This window comes from Nocardiopsis sp. M1B1, assembly GCF_052466615.1.
Map to the genome: position 1 here is coordinate 3434511 of NZ_CP196194.1, position 14964 is coordinate 3449474.

Here is a 14964-nt window from a genome sequence, read left to right on the forward strand (position 1 = left end):
GGTGAAGCTCTCCGTCCTGCCGGTGCAGGAGGGGAGTACCGGTGGGCGCGGGGGTCAGGAGGTCTGGGTGCGGAAGCGGCGGCGGTAGGCGGCGGGGGTGGTGGCGAGCTGTCGCCTGAACGCCCGGTGCAGGGTCTCCGTCGAGCCGAACCCGGCCGTGGCCGCGACCCGGTCGAGCGGGTCGTCGGTGGTCTCCAGCAGGCGCCGGGCGGCCTCGACCCGGGCGCCCTCGACGTAGGCGGCGGGACTGGTGCCGGTCTCCTGGGTGAAGACGCGGGCGAAGTGCCGCTCGCTCAGGTACATCCGGGCCGCCAGCACCTCCGCGGACAGGTCCTCGTCGAGGTGGTCGGAAATCCACAGCCGCAGCTCGTCGATGTCGCGGCGGGCGGAGGCGGGCCGGCTGAGCGGCACGGAGAACTGGCTCTGCCCGCTCTGCCGCTTGAGGTACATCACCAGCTGCCGGGCCACCGCCAGCGCGACGTCCTCGCCCAGGTCCTCGGCCACCAGGGCGAGTGCGAGGTCCAGGCAGGCGCTGATCCCGGCGCCCGTCCACAGCCGCCCGTGGTCGGCGCGGACGAAGATCGGGTCCGGGTCGACCGTGACGGCCGGATGGTCGGCGGCGAGCTGGGCGGCGGTCGACCAGTGCGTGGTCGCGGTCCTGCCGTCCAGCAGTCCGGCCGCCGCCAGTACGTGTGCGCCCACGCACACCGACGCCACCCGCCGGGCGCGGGGAGCGGTCTCCCGCACCCACGCCACGACGTCGGCGTCGATCCGGGCCACGGGTCCGTCGTCGGCCACGTCGACCGCGCCGGGTACCAGCAGCGTGTCCACCTGTCCGCCGACGTCGTCGAAGGACACGTCGGTGAGCAGCCGCACGCCCGCCGACGTCCGCACCTCGCCGCGGGTCGGCCCGGCGAGGCGGACCCGGTAGTCGGCACGGCCCGGGGCCTCCTGGTTGGCCAGCGCGAAGACCTCGGCCGGGCCGGTGACGTCAAGGAGGTCGACGTCGGGGAAGACTCCGATGACGACACGGTGCGGAAGGGGCATGGGCCCATCCTCACCGCCGCCGAGCATGACCGCAATGACGACCGGCTGTCACATCCGGACACCGGTGCGGCCCTCCGGCCGGGGCCGGGAGCGGACGCGCCGGGCCCCGATCGTGGGCGCCGCTCGGATTCCGGAATGCGAAAATCAGTTCCGCATAGCGTCACGCGAAGGCAACACAGTGGAAACACCTGGGGCGGGGAACGGCCCCGCCCCTCCCCGGGCGCACTCCCCGTTCGGGCATGCTCTGAACTGCCACGAAGTCAGTTCTCCGGAGGCGGCAGACCGACCGGGGCCGCGAAGGATTATGTTTACATCGAGGTAATACACTCCTCACACAGCCACGATCCGCAGGCGTGAGGACCTCAGGGCCTGGGATCACCACCATGTGTTGCGCCAGCGTGCGCGTGTTCGAGGTTCCCGACACAACGGCGTGTGGGGTGCCCGTTCCACCTGTGCTGAAAGGAACGTTCACCCATGCCCTTCGCCGACGAGGCAGGCCGTGACCACCACCCCGGAGTCCGATCCGCCTACGAGCACGTCGTGCGCCGCAACCCCGACGAGCCGGAGTTCCAGCAGGCGGTGCTGGAGGTCCTGGACGACCTCTCCCCGGCCCTGACCCGGCACCCCGAGTACGCCGAGCAGCGCATCCTGGAGCGCCTGTGCGAGCCCGAGCGCCAGGTGATCTTCCGGGTGCCCTGGCGTGACGACCAGGGCCGGGTGCACGTCAACCGGGGCTTCCGGGTGGAGTTCAACAGCGCGCTGGGCCCCTACAAGGGCGGGCTGCGTTTCCACCCCAGCGTCAACCTCGGCGTGATCAAGTTCTTGGGCTTCGAGCAGATCTTCAAGAACGCCCTGACCGGCATGAACATCGGCGGCGGCAAGGGCGGCAGCGACTTCGACCCCAAGGGCCGTTCCGAGACGGAGATCGAGCGGTTCTGCCAGTCGTTCATGACCGAGCTGCACCGCCACCTGGGTGAGCACACCGACGTCCCGGCCGGGGACATCGGCGTGGGCGGCCGCGAGATCGGTTACCTGTTCGGCCAGTACCGGCGCCTGGCCAACCGCTGGGAGGCCGGTGTGATCACCGGCAAGGGCCTGGAGTGGGGCGGCTCGCGGGTGCGCACCGAGGCCACCGGTTACGGCAGCGTGCTCTTCACCCAGCGGATGCTGGAGCGGTCGGGCCGCGCGCTGGACGGCCAGCGGGTGGTGGTCTCCGGGTCGGGCAACGTGGCGATCTACTCGGTGGAGAAGGCCCAGCAGCTGGGCGCGAACGTGGTGGCCGTCTCCGACTCCGGCGGCTACGTGGTGGACGACAAGGGCCTGGACCTGGACCTGCTCAAGCAGGTCAAGGAGGTCGAGCGCGCCCGGATCAGCGTCTACGCCGAGCGCCGCGGCGGGGGCGCCCACTACGTCGAGGGCGGCAGCATCTGGGACGTGCCGTGCGACGTGGCGCTGCCCTCGGCCACCCAGAACGAGCTGGACGCCGACGCGGCGCGCACGCTGGTGCGCAACGGCGTCGTGGCGGTGGCGGAGGGCGCGAACATGCCCACCACGCCCGAGGCGGTCAAGGTGCTGCGCGAGGCCGGTGTGCTGTTCGCGCCGGGCAAGGCGGCCAACGCCGGCGGTGTGGCCACCAGCGTGCTGGAGATGCGCCAGAACGCGCGGCGCACGTCGTGGTCCTTCGAGCACGCCGAGGCCGAGCTGGCCGAGACGATGGCGGGCATCCACGACCGCTGCGAGGAGGCGGCCGAGCGCTACGGGGCCCCAGGCGACTACGTGCTGGGCGCCAACGTGGCCGGGTTCGAGCGGGTGGCGGGCGCGATGCTGGCCCAGGGCCTGATCTAGCGGGCTGACCGGAACCGTTGCCGGTACGAGGCATGGGGTTCTGACCTGCGGTGATCTTGTACTCGTAGCCGATGTCGGTGGTCGAGGCTCGCCACAGGTACAGGATCACGGCGGCGGGGAACGGAGCGGTGGACCCTTGCGGTCACCGCTCCGGCCCCCGATGCCCACGAGCGGCGGCCGACCCCGGTGGTCGGCCGCCGCGGTGTCTCAGGCCCTCACCACAGGTGGTGGACCCGGGGCCGGACGAGTTCGTCGTAGACCTCGGCCACCCGGGCACGGACCCCGGGGTCGAGCGGGGCCAGTCCGGCGGCGGAGGCGTTGCCGCGCGCCTGGTCGGCGTTGCGGGCGCCGGGGATGACCACGCTGACCCCCTCCTGGTCCAGGATCCAGCGCAGCGCGAACTGGGCCATGGTCACGCCCTCGGGCACCAGCGGGCGCAGGCGCTCCACCGCCTCCAGCCCGGTCGCGTAGTCGATGCCGGAGAAGGTCTCGCCCTTGTCGAAGGCCTGGCCCTCGCGGTTGAAGTTGCGGTGGTCGTCCTCGCCGAAGGCGGTGTCGGCGGTGAACCTGCCCGACAGCAGACCGCTGGCCAGGGGCACGCGGGCGATGATGCCGACCCCGGCCTCGCGGGCGGCGGGCAGCACCCTCTCCAGCGGCTTGTGGCGGAAGGCGTTGAGGATGATCTGCACCGTGGCCACGTTGGGCCGGGCGATCGCCGTCAGCGCCTCGTCCACGGTCTCCACCGACACCCCGTAGGCGCGCATGCGACCCTCGGCGACCATGGCGTCCAGGTCGTCGAAGACGGCGTCGGTGGCGATGACCCTCGGGGGCGGGCAGTGCAGCTGGACGAGGTCGATCGTGTCCACGCCCAGGTTCTGGCGGGAGCGGTCGTTCCAGGCGCGGAAGTTGTCGGGGTTGTAGTTTTCGGGGGTCTGGTCGGCGCGGCGGCCCATCTTGGTGGCCACGGTGATGCCGGGGCGTTCCTTGAGCAGCTGGCCGACGAGCCGCTCGCTGCGGCCGTCGCCGTAGACGTCGGCGGTGTCGAAGAAGGTGACACCGGCGTCGGCGGCCGCGTGCAGGGCGGCCAGGGCGTCGGTCTCGCTGACCTCGCCCCAGGAGGCTCCGATCTGCCAGGCGCCGAAACCGATGACGCCCACGTTGTTGCCGGTGCGGCCGAGTACGCGTGTTTCCATGGGTGCGATCCTAGGCCCTTGGGAGCGTTCCCATCTGCGCGGACTCCCCTGATCGCGTTCCGCCCCGGCGGCGGGGTTGACCCTGACCCAGGGTCAACCCCGCACCATGGCGGCATGAACACCGAGAACGCTACGACCAAGACGAACGGACCCCACGAGCCGTACCGCGGACGGGGCCACGACGAGGAACGGAACGGACGGGGCGCCGGGACACTGCGGCACTTCACGGTCCACCACGACGGTGTCACGATCCCGGTGACCCGGGGCGGCCGGGGACGGCCGCTGGTCCTGTGCCCCGGCCTGCACACGACACAGGCCGACCTGCGCGAGCTGACCGGGCTGCTGCGGCGCGACCACGACGTGGTGACCTTCGACCTCAGGGGCCACGGCCTCGCCTCCGCCGCCGACCGGTACTCCTTCGACGCCTTCCTCGGCGACCTCGGCGCCGTGATGGCGGAGGTGGAACGGCTCGACCTGCCCGAGGCGCCCGTGCTCGTGGGCTACTCGCTGGGTGCGGACCTGGTCGTGCACCACGCCTCCGAGCGCCCCGGCGGCATCGCCGGACTCGTGCTCCTCGACGGGGCGAACCCGACGCCCGAACCATTCGTCACCGAGGCCGACCTGCCGCTCTTCCGCGCGATGTGGCAGGAGCAGGCGGCACGGCAGGAAGCCCAGCGGGGTACCGAGCACCAGGTGCTGCTCACCGCCCAGGAGGTCATCGACCTGAACACGGAGATCGACGCCGCCCGGTCCACGATCCTCGACCGCTACGACCGGATCGACCTGCCCATCAGCATGGTCGTGTCCACCGCGATGGCCGGTGACAGGGGCGGGGAGCACGCGCCGCGGTTCAACCGGAACTGGCGCGCCGGTATCGCGCGGCTCGTCCGCGCACAGCCGCGCATCGTCGTGCACCGGCTCGACGCCGACCACCAGCTCGTCTTCACCCACGCCCCGGAGATCGCCCGTATCATCCGGGACACGCGGGGCCCGGCCGACTGAGCCGAATCGCCGCACGTACCCTGACCAGGAGGGATCGGTGCCATGCTGACCATCGGCGAACTGGCGTCGTACGCGGGAGTGACGGTGCGCGCGGTGCGGCACTACCACGCCAAGGGGTTGCTGCCCGAGCCCGAACGCGACCGCTCCGGCTACCGCAGGTACGGCGCCGACGCCGTGGTCGAGCTGATCAGGATCAGGACCCTCGCCGGAGCCGGAGTCCCGTTGGCGCGCGTGCGGGAGCTGCTGCGGGCCGACGAGGAGGAGTTCGCCGCGGCGGTCGCGGACATCGACGCGCGGCTGCGCGCGGAGATCCGGCAGCGGCAGCGGCACCGCGAGCAGGTCGCCCGGCTCAGGGCGGGGGACGCTCTGGCACTGCCACCGGAGGTGGTCGACCACCTCGCCCGGCTGCGGGCGCTCGGAGTCCACGAGCGGATCGTCCGGGCCGAGCGCGAGGGCTGGATCCTGATGGCCACGCACTCACCCGAACGGGTCGCGGAGTGGACGGCGCGCAAGCGGGAGCAGCTCGCCGATCCGGAGTTCGTCGACTTCTACCTCGTCCTGGGCCGGGCGCTCGACTGGAGCGGCGACGACCCGCGGTTGGCCGGACTGGCCGACGAACTGGCCGACTACCTCACGCGGATGGCCGACGAACGGGGCGAGGACTACGTGGACGACACCGGCGTCGAACCGGCGCTCGCCGGGCTGATGGACAGACTGGCCTTCGACACGGTGCCTCCGGCCCGGCGGCTGATCGAGCTGCTGGGGGAGCGGGGCTGGTCCGGCTGGACCAGGCTCGAACGCGTGGACCCCGTGCCGGACGCGGCGCCCCGGCGGGGATGAGACGGGGGGACACGGCAGGAGGGCGTCGCGGCCGCGGCGCTTCGGGGAGCGCCGGGATCAGGAGTCGTGGGGTTCGGGGGCGACCGGCCCAGGGGCCGCCTGTACGGGAGCGCCGGATTCGGGAACCCTCGGCTTCGGAAGCCACCGGTTCGGAGTGCCCGGTGAGGACAGCGCCGCAGGGCCACCGGCGCGGGAGCCGTCGGTGACGGCGGCGGCCCGGTGTCCTGCGCCTGTAACAGCGGTCACGCCCGGCGTTCACCGTGCCGCGACGGATCGTCCCCGGGCGTTCACACCGCGTTGCGCGCGGGCGGCTACCTTCGCTGCGTCAGCGTTCCCCCGGCAGAAAGGCACCCCCCGTGTCCCGCTTCGCCGCCCGACCCGCCCTCGCCCTGCTCGGCACGACCCTGCTGGCCCTGACCCCCGTCGTCGCCAACGCACCCGCCGCGTCCGCGGCCACCGCGCCCGAACGGGTGATCCTCTCGCCCACGGCAGACCCCGCCACCTCCCAGACCCTCGCCTGGCGCTCGGACGGATCGGGCTCGCCGGTCATGCAGATCGCCCCCGCCGCCGACCCCGGCCGGGTCACCACCGTCGAGGGCGCCGACACCGGCTCGGCCAACGGCACCTTCCACGCCGCCACCGCCACCGGCCTGACCCCCGACACCGCCTACCGCTACCGCGTGGGCGACGGCACCGCCTTCAGCCCCTGGCGCACCTTCACCACCGCGGCCTCCGGCGCCGAGCCCTTCACCTTCCTGTACTTCGGCGACGTCCAGAACGGCATCTCCACCGGCGGCGCCACGGTGGCGCGGGCCGCCCTGGCCGCCGAACCCGACGCCGAGCTGGTCGTGCACTCCGGCGACCTGGTCGACTCGCCCAACAGCGAGTCGCAGTGGACCGAGTGGTTCGACGCCTTCGGAGCCGAGGCCACCGGCACCGTCAACCACCTCGCCGCCCCCGGCAACCACGAGTACTCGCTGCTCTCCCTGAGCCGGTACTGGAACCCGCAGTTCCCGGGCGCGGGCAACGGGCCCACCGGCGGACGCCACCTGCCCCAGACCGTCTACCACACCGACTACCAGGGCGTGCGCTTCGTCGTCCTCAACTCCAACTACCGCAACGCGGCGCCGCTGAGCGCCGACTCCTGGCTGGACACCCAGCAGCGCTGGCTGGAGGAGGCCCTGGCCACCAACCCCCACCCCTGGACGGTGGTCACCTTCCACCACCCCGTCTTCTCCAACAGCCCCAGCCGCGACAACGGCCCCCTGCGCGACTCCTGGCTCGACACCCTGGAGGAGCACGACGTGGACCTGGTCCTCCAGGGCCACGACCACTCCTACGGCCGGGGCAACCTGACCGCGAACCGCACCGACGACCCCGACGTGCAGACCGGCCCGGTCTACACCGTCGCGGTGACCGGCACCAAGATGTACGACGCCTCCGCCTCCAACTGGACCGACAGCGGCGCCGAGGTGCGCGTGCAGCTGACCGACACCTCCACCTTCCAGGCCGTGGAGGTGGACGGCGCCCGGCTGCGCTACACCGCCCGCACCGCCGACGGCGCGGTCGTGGACTCCTTCACCATCGACAAGAGCGACGGCAAGCGCGTGACCGACACGCTCTGAGCCCCGCCGTGGCGCCCCCGGCCCCTCGCCGGGGGCGCCACGCGTGACGAAGGACCCCTCGCGCCGGTGCGGTCGGGCTCCGGGGCCCGCCGTTGCGGGGAACGAGGCCGGTACGGCGGGCACCTGGAACGTCCTCGGAGCGGCCCTCAGCCGTCGAAGCCGGTCAGCGCACCCCGTCCGTCGAACCTGGCCACCGACGCCCAGGCGATCTCCCAGCGGTTGCCCTCAGGGTCCGCGACGTACGCCGACCGCCCTCCCCAGGAGCGATCCACCGGTTCGGCCACGACCGTGGCACCGGCCCGCACCGCGGCCGCGAAGGCGCTGTCCACCTGCTCGGGGCTGTCCACGTTGCAGGCGAGCGTGATCCCCGACCAGCCGACGGGGCCGGGGGCGCCGTCCGCCGCCTCGGCGGCCAACTCCTCCACTGGGTACAGGGCCAACAGGACACCGCCCAGGAGGAAGGCCGACCAGCCGTCACCGCTGGCCGGAACCTCCTCCCAGCCCAGGGCCCTGTAGAACCGGCGGAGCCGGGGCAGGTCCCGGGCTCCCAGCGTCACGACGGACAAACGCGCGGGCAGGTCAGACATGCCCGGAGGCTACGCGGTCGGCCCCGGGTGAGGGAAGGGCCGGAGGGCCTGTAGTCCCAGCCAGCGGCCTCGGCCCGAAGCGCTCCCGGTAGGCGGAGGGGCTGACCCCGGTGTGGGCGCGCACGCTCGCGCGCAGGTTGGCGGTGCTGCCCAGGCCGCTGGCGCGGGCGACGGTCTCCAGCCCCATCCCGCCCGCCTCGATCAGGCGGCAGGCCAGCAGCACCCGCTCGGCGCGCAGCCAGGCCAGCGGAGTCGTGCCCAACTCGGCCCGGAAGCGGCGGTGCAGGGTCGCGGCGCTGACCGACGCCCGGGCGGCCAGGCCGGCGACGGTGAGCGGGGAGTCCAGGCGCTCGCGCGCCCAGTCCAGGAGCGGGGACAGTGAGGTGTCGGCCGTCTCGGGGACGGGTCTGGGCACGAACTGGCGCTGCCCGCCCTCACGGTGGGCTGTGAACACCAGCCTTCTGCTGACGGTGTTGGCGACCCCCTCCCCGTGGTCGCGGCGGATCAGGTGCAGTCCCAGGTCCAGGGCGGCGGCGCTGCCCGCCGCGGTGAGCACCCGACCCTCGTCCACGAACAGCACGTCCCGCTCCAGCCGGACGCGCGGGTAGGTCCTGGCGAACAACTCCTCGAACCGCCAGTGCGTGGCGGCCCGGCGGCCGTCCAGGACCCCGGCCGCCGCCAGGGTGAACGCGCCGCTGCAGAAGCTCACCAGACGGGCGCCGCGCCGGTCCGCCGCGCGCACGGCCTCCACCACCCGTGGGGAGGGCGGCACCTCGGGGTCGGGCCGGTTGGGCACGATGACGGTGTCGGCTTCGGCCACCGCCTCCAGCCCGGCCAGGCCGCCGAGGGTGAACATGCCCCGGTGCACGCGCACCTCGGGCACGGCCGCGCACACCGTCAGGCCGTACCAGGGTCGGTCGATCTCGGGGCGGCACAGCCCGAACAGCTCGGTGGCCACGCTCAGCTCGAACGGGTTGGAGCCCTCGTCCACGACGAGGGCCACGCGGTGCGAGGATTCTTGCGGCATGTGCGATTCCTAGCACTTCCCCGGGCGGTGCGCCATCGCCAGGATGGCCCTCATGAGCGAACAGCCGATCAACCTGAACGACGCGCTGGACTCCTTCGAGCAGCTGTGGAGCCCGCGCATCGTCACCCGGGTCAACGACTACGACGTGCGCGTGGCCAAGGTCCGGGGCGAGTACGTGTGGCACGCCCACGACGACACCGACGAGTTCTTTCTGCTGCTGGACGGGGACCTGCGCATCCGGCTGCGCGAGTATGCCGGGGGAGCCGAACGGGTGGTCACCCTGGAGAGGGGGTCGGTCTTCGTCGTGCCGCGCGGGACCGAGCACCGGCCCGAGTCCGACGGCGGGGCCGCCATCCTCCTGTTCGAGCCGACGGGAACCCTCACGGTGGGCGACCGGCACGAGGAGGTGCCCGACCACGTGGACGCCACCACCGGGCACGCCCTGGACGCGGGCTGACGCGGAGGGCCGTTCGCCCCGGCCCGCACGCGGAACGCCTCGTCGCGTCGGCCCGTCCTCCTACGCTGACCCGGCCCGGGACTCCCTTCGGGACAGGGCGCGAACCCGCCTCGAAGGGTCCCGTGCCGCGGTCGGTCCCCGTCTCAGGAGCCGTCCCGCAGTTCGGCCAGGCGCTCGCCGGTGAAGCGGATGTGGTCGAAGGTGACGGCGCAGCCGTCGCCGGTCGGCGACTGGGCCTCGAACCCGATCCGGGCGCTCGCGGCGGCGTCGACGGCGAAGAACCGGATCATCCGCCAGGCGGTGCCTTCCAGGGAGGCGTGGTAGGCGAAGGCCCGGCCGATCCGCGAGACGCGCAGCCACACCGTCCGGCCGTCGACGGTGAAGCCGTTGGCGTCGTCCGAGACGCCCCGGGTGACCACGGAGACGACCATGGGTTCGCGGTCGGGGGAGTACTCGAAGCAGAGTTTGCCCCAGTGGCGGCCGTCGATCCACAGGAGCAGGACTCCGGCGTCGAAGGCCGACGCGAAGTCGACGGTGACACGCGCGCTGAACTGGAAGTCGCCCTCCGGGGGGACGCCGAGCAGGGTCTGGGCGTTGAGCGTGGTCGCGGCGTCGTCCCCGGGGTCGGTGTCCGGGGCGATGAAGAGGTCGCTGCGGGCGGTCGCGGCGGCCTTCACCGCGCCGGTCTCCTCCTCGACCGCCCACGCTTCCTCGGAGGACGGGGAGAGGGTGAAGGGCAGTCCCGGTACGTTCCAGGCGGGGGTCATCGCTGCTTCCTCCGGTGTCGTGGTGCCAGGGGGTGGGCGGAGTCTTTCGAGGGCTGCCGCGGGGGAGCGGACCACGTAAGCCTAGAAGGGGCCGGGCACACGGCACCACCGGTCGTCCCGCCATGAGAGGGAGCCCGGGTTCGTCGGACCCGCCGGGCCCGCAGGACTTCGCCTACGCCCCGCCACCGGTGAGCGCTCCGCGCACCATCGCCTCCGCGAGGACGCCGACCCGCTCCCGGTCGAGCAGGTCGGCGGGAAGGGTGACCAGATTGAACAGGGTGCCGGAGTAGAGGTTGATGAGGACGGAAACCGCGGCCTCGGGCACGCCCGTGCCCATCTCGTCGTGTAGTCCGGTGGTGTCGGCGAGCGCGGTGGCGCTCAGCCGGGCCAGGACGGCGGCCAGCGCGGGGCGGCGGCGGGCCTCCAGTTGCAGCTCGAAGACCGCCAGGTACCGGTCGCGCAGTTCGGTCGCCGCGGTCCACAGCGAGTCGGCGAGGATCTCGGCCAGGTCGTGCGCGCTGGTCGTCCTGCGCAAATCCGGGCCCGGCCCCCGCGGTGTGCCCTCCGCAGGGTCGGCGGTGGCGGCCGCCATGTCCGCGAGGTGGAGTTCGAGGACGCGTTCGGCGGCGGCGACGAGCAGAGCCTCGCGGTTGCGGGCGTAGTTCGTGGCGGTCCCGGCCGGAACCCCGGCGCGGGCCTCGACGGCCCGGTGGGTCAACCCGTGCGCCCCCTCCTCTGCGAGCAGGGCGATGGCCGCGTCGGCCAGGGCACGGCGTCGTCGCAGGTTGGCGGGAGGCATGGGGGTCAGTATAGGTCGGCGGCTTCTACCACTACCATCGTATTGAACGGCGGTCGGCCCCCTGCCGAACGCCCGACGGCGAGGGAGCGGACGGCCATGAGGGAACCTGTGGCGACGGTGGTCGGCGGCGGCATCGCGGGGCTCGCGTCGGCGGTGGCGCTGGCCCGCGAGGGCTGGCGGACCACCGTGCTGGAGCGCCGGTCCGGCGAGGCCGAGGTCGGCGCCGGGGTCGCGATGCTCGGCAACGGCGTCGCCGCGCTGCACGCGCTCGGATTCGACGACGAGCGCGTCGCGCGAATCGGGCACGAGACCACCGCGACGGGCTTCCGGGACGCCCGGGGCCGCGGTCTCCTACTCATCCCCGACCACCGCCCCGACGTGCGCGCGGTGGTCACACTGCTGGGCCTGCACCGGCAGCGGCTGCACGCCGCCCTCCGCCAGGCGGCGCGGGAGGCCGGAGTGGAGGTGACCACGGACGCGCGGGTCACCGGTGTGCGCCCCGGAACGCCCGGCGGGGAGCGCGCGGAGGTGCAGTGGCGCGGAGCGGACACCGACCACCGCACGCAGGCCGACCTCGTGGTCGGCGCCGACGGGATGTGGAGCGCGGTCCGCGCCGCGCTCTTCCCCACGGCGCGCCCCCGCTACAGCGGGAGCACGAGCTGGCGCGCCGTCGTTCCCGACACCGCCCGCGACGGACGTCTCGTCGAGTACTGGGGGCCGGACGGAGAGTTCGGCTCGGTGCGGGTCAGCGCGTCGGAACTGTACTGGTACGGCTACGTCCGCGCCCCGGAGGGGGCGGTCGTCGGCGACGAGCACGCGGTGGCGCGCGCCCGGTTCGCCCGCTGGGCGCCCGAGATCGGGGAACTCATCGCCGACACCGCTCCCGACCAGCTCATGCGCCACGACGTCTACCACCTGCCGGGCGGGCTGCCCAGCTACGTTCGCGGACGGGTCGCGATGGTCGGCGACGCCGCGCACGCCGCACTGCCCACGATGGGGCAGGGCGCGGCAACCGCCCTGGAGGACGGCGCCACCCTCGGACGCCTGCTCGGCGGCCGGGCGGCGCACGGCCCTGACCTGGGGCGGGCCCTGGCGGAGTTCGACGCGGTCCGGCGTCCGCGATGCCGCACGATGGCCGCGCAGGCCGTCCTCATGGCGCGGTTCGGGGCGGACCTGGGCGGCGGGTGGCGCCAGGCGTTGCGCAACTCCGCCCTGCGCCTGGTCCCCGGCGGTGCCGTCGTGCGCGCGGGCTCCTCGGTGGCGCAGTGGACGCCCCCGCCAGCCCCCGGCGCGGGTTCGACTCGTCCCTAGCTCGCCATTGGCAGTGGCATCACCTTCTGGAGTCGTGTCAGCCCTGGTCAGCGGGCTGGCCAGGCGTTGCTGCCCCTGGTTCAGGGGCGGGTCTTGGACAGGTCCTGGACGATGGTCCGTTCGGGGACGAAGCGGACGAGCCGTGTGTCGTCGTCGAAGTCCTTGAAGTCGGTGGGCCAGGTGGTCTCGTCGTCGCCGAGGTAGCGGCGGAGCTTGCGTCTGGAGCGTTCCTCGTCGTAGGGCACGACCTCGGCCTTACCGCGCATGATCACCTGGAGGAACTCCAGTCTCTCCAGATCACAGGTGTCCACGACCAGTGCGACCCGGGGGTCCTTGGCCAGGAACCGCGACATCCGCGAATAGGCGCCGGTGATCCACCAGACCGCGCCCTCCTCCCACAGGAACCACACCGGACGCACCGTGGGCGCGCCGGAGGAGTCGGAGGTGGCCACCCTGGCGACCAGGGGCCGGGCCAGGAAGGCGTCGACGTCGAAGGGGTGCTCGTGCTGGCTGAAGGTGCTGGGGGTTTCGCTCACAACATCAGGCTAGGCAGCCCGGGACGGCGGGAGAAGGAGCTTTTCTCAGCTGTGGACAACCTGTCGTGGGGGTGCGGTGGCGGGCCGGACGGAGCCGCGGCCCGCCACCGGGAGGGCGCGGAAGCGCCCTCAGGCCTTGGGGGCCTGGGCGACCATGAGGCGGGTGAAGGCGGTCCACTCACCGGCACCGACCGGGAGGAACCCCAGCTCGGGGTGCTTGGAGTCGCGGATGGCCGCGCCGGTGGGCAGTTCGGCCACCTCGACGCAGTTGTCTCCGCTGGTGGAGTAGGAGGACTTGCGGAAGGCGGGGGTCACCTGGGCGACCTCGACGCAGTTCTCTCCGCCGGAGGAGTAGGAGGACTTGCGGAACTCCAGCAACATGTTCAGGCTCGCTTGTCGTGTTCGGCGGCGATGGAACCGATGAGGTCGAGTGACCCCTGGGGGTCCAGCGCCAGGTTCTGGACGGCGTCGAAGATCAGCGCGTGCTGATCGAAGTAGTCCGCGTCCTCAACGTACAGCGCCTCCACCACGGTGGGGATGGAGACTATGCCCGGTTCGGGCCTGGGGAAGTCGAACAGCGTGAAAGCACCGTCAACGGCGGGATGTGCTCCCGCCTCGTCAGGGAGCACGAGCACGGTCACCTTGTAGTGGGCAGCCATACCGGTGAGAAAGCGCAACTGCTCGGCCATGACGGCGTGTGATCCCACGACCTTGCGCAGGGCCGGTTCATCGATCACGGCGGTCAGTTGAGGGCCGTTCGGTGCGTCCAGGACAGCACGCCGCGCCATCCGCGATTCCACCTTGCGGTCGATCTGCTCCGGTGGAATGACTTGGCCAGCCTTGAAGACCGCAGCCGCATAGTTCGGGGTCTGTAGTAGCCCGGGAACCACGACGGCCTCGTACGTCCGGATTCGGACGGCTTCGGCCTCCAGATCAGGTAGGGAGCCCGGAAAAAGGTCAGCGTATTCATGCCAATCGCTGCGGCCGCGAGCTTCCTCGGTCAGACTGAGCAGGTGAGCGCGATCGTCCCCCTCCACCCCGTAGAGGTCGAGCAGTGCCTCGACCTCTTCACGCCTGGGGAACTTCCACTCGTTGCGCTCGGCTCTGGTCAGCTTCGTCGCCGAGGACCAGCCCAGCCGCTTGGTCACCTCGGCCGCGGACATCCCACTCGCGGCTCTGAGCCGTTTGAGCGCAGCGGACAACCGTCGACGCCGAGAACAGCCCGCCGCTGCCGGAGGGTGCCATGCTCATCGAGACGAGGCGGGTGAGCTACCGCCTTTCATGAGACCTGGCGCCCCTGTGAGTCGGCGGCACCATCGCGCACGGTGGTGCCGCCCGTTCGCACGGTCGCACACGGTCGGCTCGGACCGCCGCAACCGCGAGAGCCCCACCGAACCCGGCTCCGCGCCCAGAGCCCGCCCAGTTCAGGGGTGAGGGGCCTGCCGCAGCTTGGTCAGCTCCTCCTCGTCGAAGTCCTCGGAGAAGCTCGGGACGGTCGAGGCGGACCCGACGCCGGGCGGAACCAGCTCGGGGTCGTCGTTCTGAAGGGTGAACACCGGGGCCCAGCGTGCCGCGTGGTCCAGAAAGTCGACCACGGAGTGGAAGTACAGGTGCTGCTCGAAGCCGCTGTGGACGAAGGCGACGTGCATGAAGAAGGTCGTGCCGTCGGTGCCGGTGAACAACTGGGCGTAGGAGGACGAGTAGGGGCCTCCGTATTCGGCGAACGAACGCCGGTTGAACCCTGCGCGGGCCACGCAGTCCGTCCAGTCCTCCTCGACGGTCTGGGTGGCGCACGCTTCTTCGACGGGGTCGGGTCCCGGCGCCCACGCGCCGTCCCGGTAGTGCAGTGCGGTGGTGGTCATGGGGATCATGCTCGCAGGTAGACCCGGTTCGCGGGCGGAGTTGGCGGTATTGGCCGGACCCGGACG

At 72.4% G+C, this 14964-nt stretch carries 16 protein-coding genes; 6 read left to right on the forward strand and 10 right to left on the reverse strand.

Features of this window, described 5'->3' with window-relative positions:
- Window positions 1–54: 54 nt before the first annotated feature.
- Entirely contained in the window at window positions 55–1047 is a 993-nt protein-coding gene (locus ACSTA4_RS14870; protein ID WP_444964046.1) for a GlxA family transcriptional regulator, read from the reverse strand.
- Between the two features lie 474 nt (window positions 1048–1521).
- Between ACSTA4_RS14870 and gdhA the strand changes: the two genes are divergently transcribed.
- Entirely contained in the window at window positions 1522–2892 is a 1371-nt protein-coding gene (gdhA, locus tag ACSTA4_RS14875; RefSeq protein WP_248770405.1) for an NADP-specific glutamate dehydrogenase, read from the forward strand.
- A 215-nt stretch (window positions 2893–3107) separates the two neighbouring features.
- Here gdhA and ACSTA4_RS14880 read toward each other — a convergent pair whose 3' ends face one another.
- Window positions 3108–4085, reverse strand: coding sequence for an aldo/keto reductase (locus ACSTA4_RS14880; protein WP_444964047.1), 978 nt, complete (start codon window positions 4083–4085; stop codon window positions 3108–3110).
- A 114-nt stretch (window positions 4086–4199) separates the two neighbouring features.
- On the opposite strand from ACSTA4_RS14880, the gene ACSTA4_RS14885 reads away from it, so the two are divergent.
- The 3 genes from ACSTA4_RS14885 (at window position 4200) to ACSTA4_RS14895 (ending at window position 7552) form a co-directional block, all read left to right on the forward strand.
- The gene (locus ACSTA4_RS14885; RefSeq protein ID WP_444964048.1) at window positions 4200–5087 is read left to right on the forward strand and encodes an alpha/beta fold hydrolase; all 888 of its coding nucleotides are present in this window, start codon (window positions 4200–4202) and stop codon (window positions 5085–5087) included.
- Window positions 5088–5129: 42 nt separating this feature from the next.
- The gene (locus ACSTA4_RS14890; RefSeq protein ID WP_444964049.1) at window positions 5130–5927 is read left to right on the forward strand and encodes a MerR family transcriptional regulator; all 798 of its coding nucleotides are present in this window, start codon (window positions 5130–5132) and stop codon (window positions 5925–5927) included.
- A gap of 356 nt (window positions 5928–6283) precedes the next feature.
- A complete protein-coding gene (locus ACSTA4_RS14895; protein ID WP_444964050.1) occupies window positions 6284–7552 on the forward strand; it encodes a metallophosphoesterase in 1269 nt (422 codons plus the stop codon).
- A 146-nt stretch (window positions 7553–7698) separates the two neighbouring features.
- Here ACSTA4_RS14895 and ACSTA4_RS14900 read toward each other — a convergent pair whose 3' ends face one another.
- Window positions 7699–8139 (reverse strand): VOC family protein, encoded by a 441-nt coding sequence (locus ACSTA4_RS14900; RefSeq protein ID WP_444964051.1) that lies wholly within the window; start codon window positions 8137–8139, stop codon window positions 7699–7701.
- Entirely contained in the window at window positions 8132–9166 is a 1035-nt protein-coding gene (locus ACSTA4_RS14905; protein ID WP_444964052.1) for a helix-turn-helix domain-containing protein, read from the reverse strand. The genes ACSTA4_RS14900 and ACSTA4_RS14905 overlap by 8 nt, the downstream gene beginning before the upstream one ends.
- A 52-nt stretch (window positions 9167–9218) precedes the next feature.
- Between ACSTA4_RS14905 and ACSTA4_RS14910 the strand changes: the two genes are divergently transcribed.
- Entirely contained in the window at window positions 9219–9623 is a 405-nt protein-coding gene (locus ACSTA4_RS14910) for a cupin domain-containing protein (protein ID WP_444964053.1), read from the forward strand.
- 143 nt (window positions 9624–9766) lie between these two features.
- Here the strand turns inward: ACSTA4_RS14910 and ACSTA4_RS14915 are convergent, their stop codons facing one another.
- Both ACSTA4_RS14915 and ACSTA4_RS14920 read right to left on the reverse strand, forming a co-directional pair.
- The gene (locus tag ACSTA4_RS14915; RefSeq protein ID WP_444964054.1) at window positions 9767–10390 is read right to left on the reverse strand and encodes a DUF1349 domain-containing protein; all 624 of its coding nucleotides are present in this window, start codon (window positions 10388–10390) and stop codon (window positions 9767–9769) included.
- 172 nt (window positions 10391–10562) lie between these two features.
- A complete protein-coding gene (locus tag ACSTA4_RS14920; RefSeq protein ID WP_444964055.1) occupies window positions 10563–11189 on the reverse strand; it encodes a TetR/AcrR family transcriptional regulator in 627 nt (208 codons plus the stop codon).
- Window positions 11190–11285: 96 nt separating this feature from the next.
- On the opposite strand from ACSTA4_RS14920, the gene ACSTA4_RS14925 reads away from it, so the two are divergent.
- Entirely contained in the window at window positions 11286–12500 is a 1215-nt protein-coding gene (locus ACSTA4_RS14925; protein ID WP_444964056.1) for an FAD-dependent monooxygenase, read from the forward strand.
- A gap of 80 nt (window positions 12501–12580) precedes the next feature.
- Here the strand turns inward: ACSTA4_RS14925 and ACSTA4_RS14930 are convergent, their stop codons facing one another.
- The 4 genes from ACSTA4_RS14930 to ACSTA4_RS14945 all read right to left on the reverse strand — a co-directional run bounded on the left by ACSTA4_RS14930 (window position 12581) and on the right by ACSTA4_RS14945 (window position 14898).
- Window positions 12581–13036: a pyridoxamine 5'-phosphate oxidase family protein gene (locus ACSTA4_RS14930; RefSeq protein WP_444964057.1), complete on the reverse strand. Its 456-nt coding sequence runs from the start codon at window positions 13034–13036 to the stop codon at window positions 12581–12583.
- Window positions 13037–13165: 129 nt separating this feature from the next.
- On the reverse strand, window positions 13166–13417 hold the full coding sequence (locus ACSTA4_RS14935; protein ID WP_444964058.1) for a DUF397 domain-containing protein: 252 nt from the start codon (window positions 13415–13417) through the stop codon (window positions 13166–13168).
- 2 nt (window positions 13418–13419) lie between these two features.
- A complete protein-coding gene (locus tag ACSTA4_RS14940) occupies window positions 13420–14238 on the reverse strand; it encodes a helix-turn-helix domain-containing protein (protein ID WP_444964059.1) in 819 nt (272 codons plus the stop codon).
- A gap of 222 nt (window positions 14239–14460) precedes the next feature.
- On the reverse strand, window positions 14461–14898 hold the full coding sequence (locus ACSTA4_RS14945) for a hypothetical protein (protein ID WP_444964060.1): 438 nt from the start codon (window positions 14896–14898) through the stop codon (window positions 14461–14463).
- Window positions 14899–14964: the final 66 nt, after the last annotated feature.

Coding starts and splice junctions, on each gene's coding strand:
- ACSTA4_RS14870 (WP_444964046.1), bottom strand. CDS start 1,047: ATGCCCCTTCCGCACCGTGTCGTCATCGGAGTCTTCCCCGACGTCGAC.
- gdhA (WP_248770405.1), top strand. CDS start 1,522: ATGCCCTTCGCCGACGAGGCAGGCCGTGACCACCACCCCGGAGTCCGA.
- ACSTA4_RS14880 (WP_444964047.1), bottom strand. CDS start 4,085: ATGGAAACACGCGTACTCGGCCGCACCGGCAACAACGTGGGCGTCATC.
- ACSTA4_RS14885 (WP_444964048.1), top strand. CDS start 4,200: ATGAACACCGAGAACGCTACGACCAAGACGAACGGACCCCACGAGCCG.
- ACSTA4_RS14890 (WP_444964049.1), top strand. CDS start 5,130: ATGCTGACCATCGGCGAACTGGCGTCGTACGCGGGAGTGACGGTGCGC.
- ACSTA4_RS14900 (WP_444964051.1), bottom strand. CDS start 8,139: ATGTCTGACCTGCCCGCGCGTTTGTCCGTCGTGACGCTGGGAGCCCGG.
- ACSTA4_RS14905 (WP_444964052.1), bottom strand. CDS start 9,166: ATGCCGCAAGAATCCTCGCACCGCGTGGCCCTCGTCGTGGACGAGGGC.
- ACSTA4_RS14910 (WP_444964053.1), top strand. CDS start 9,219: ATGAGCGAACAGCCGATCAACCTGAACGACGCGCTGGACTCCTTCGAG.
- ACSTA4_RS14915 (WP_444964054.1), bottom strand. CDS start 10,390: ATGACCCCCGCCTGGAACGTACCGGGACTGCCCTTCACCCTCTCCCCG.
- ACSTA4_RS14920 (WP_444964055.1), bottom strand. CDS start 11,189: ATGCCTCCCGCCAACCTGCGACGACGCCGTGCCCTGGCCGACGCGGCC.
- ACSTA4_RS14925 (WP_444964056.1), top strand. CDS start 11,286: ATGAGGGAACCTGTGGCGACGGTGGTCGGCGGCGGCATCGCGGGGCTC.
- ACSTA4_RS14935 (WP_444964058.1), bottom strand. CDS start 13,417: ATGTTGCTGGAGTTCCGCAAGTCCTCCTACTCCTCCGGCGGAGAGAAC.
- ACSTA4_RS14945 (WP_444964060.1), bottom strand. CDS start 14,898: ATGACCACCACCGCACTGCACTACCGGGACGGCGCGTGGGCGCCGGGA.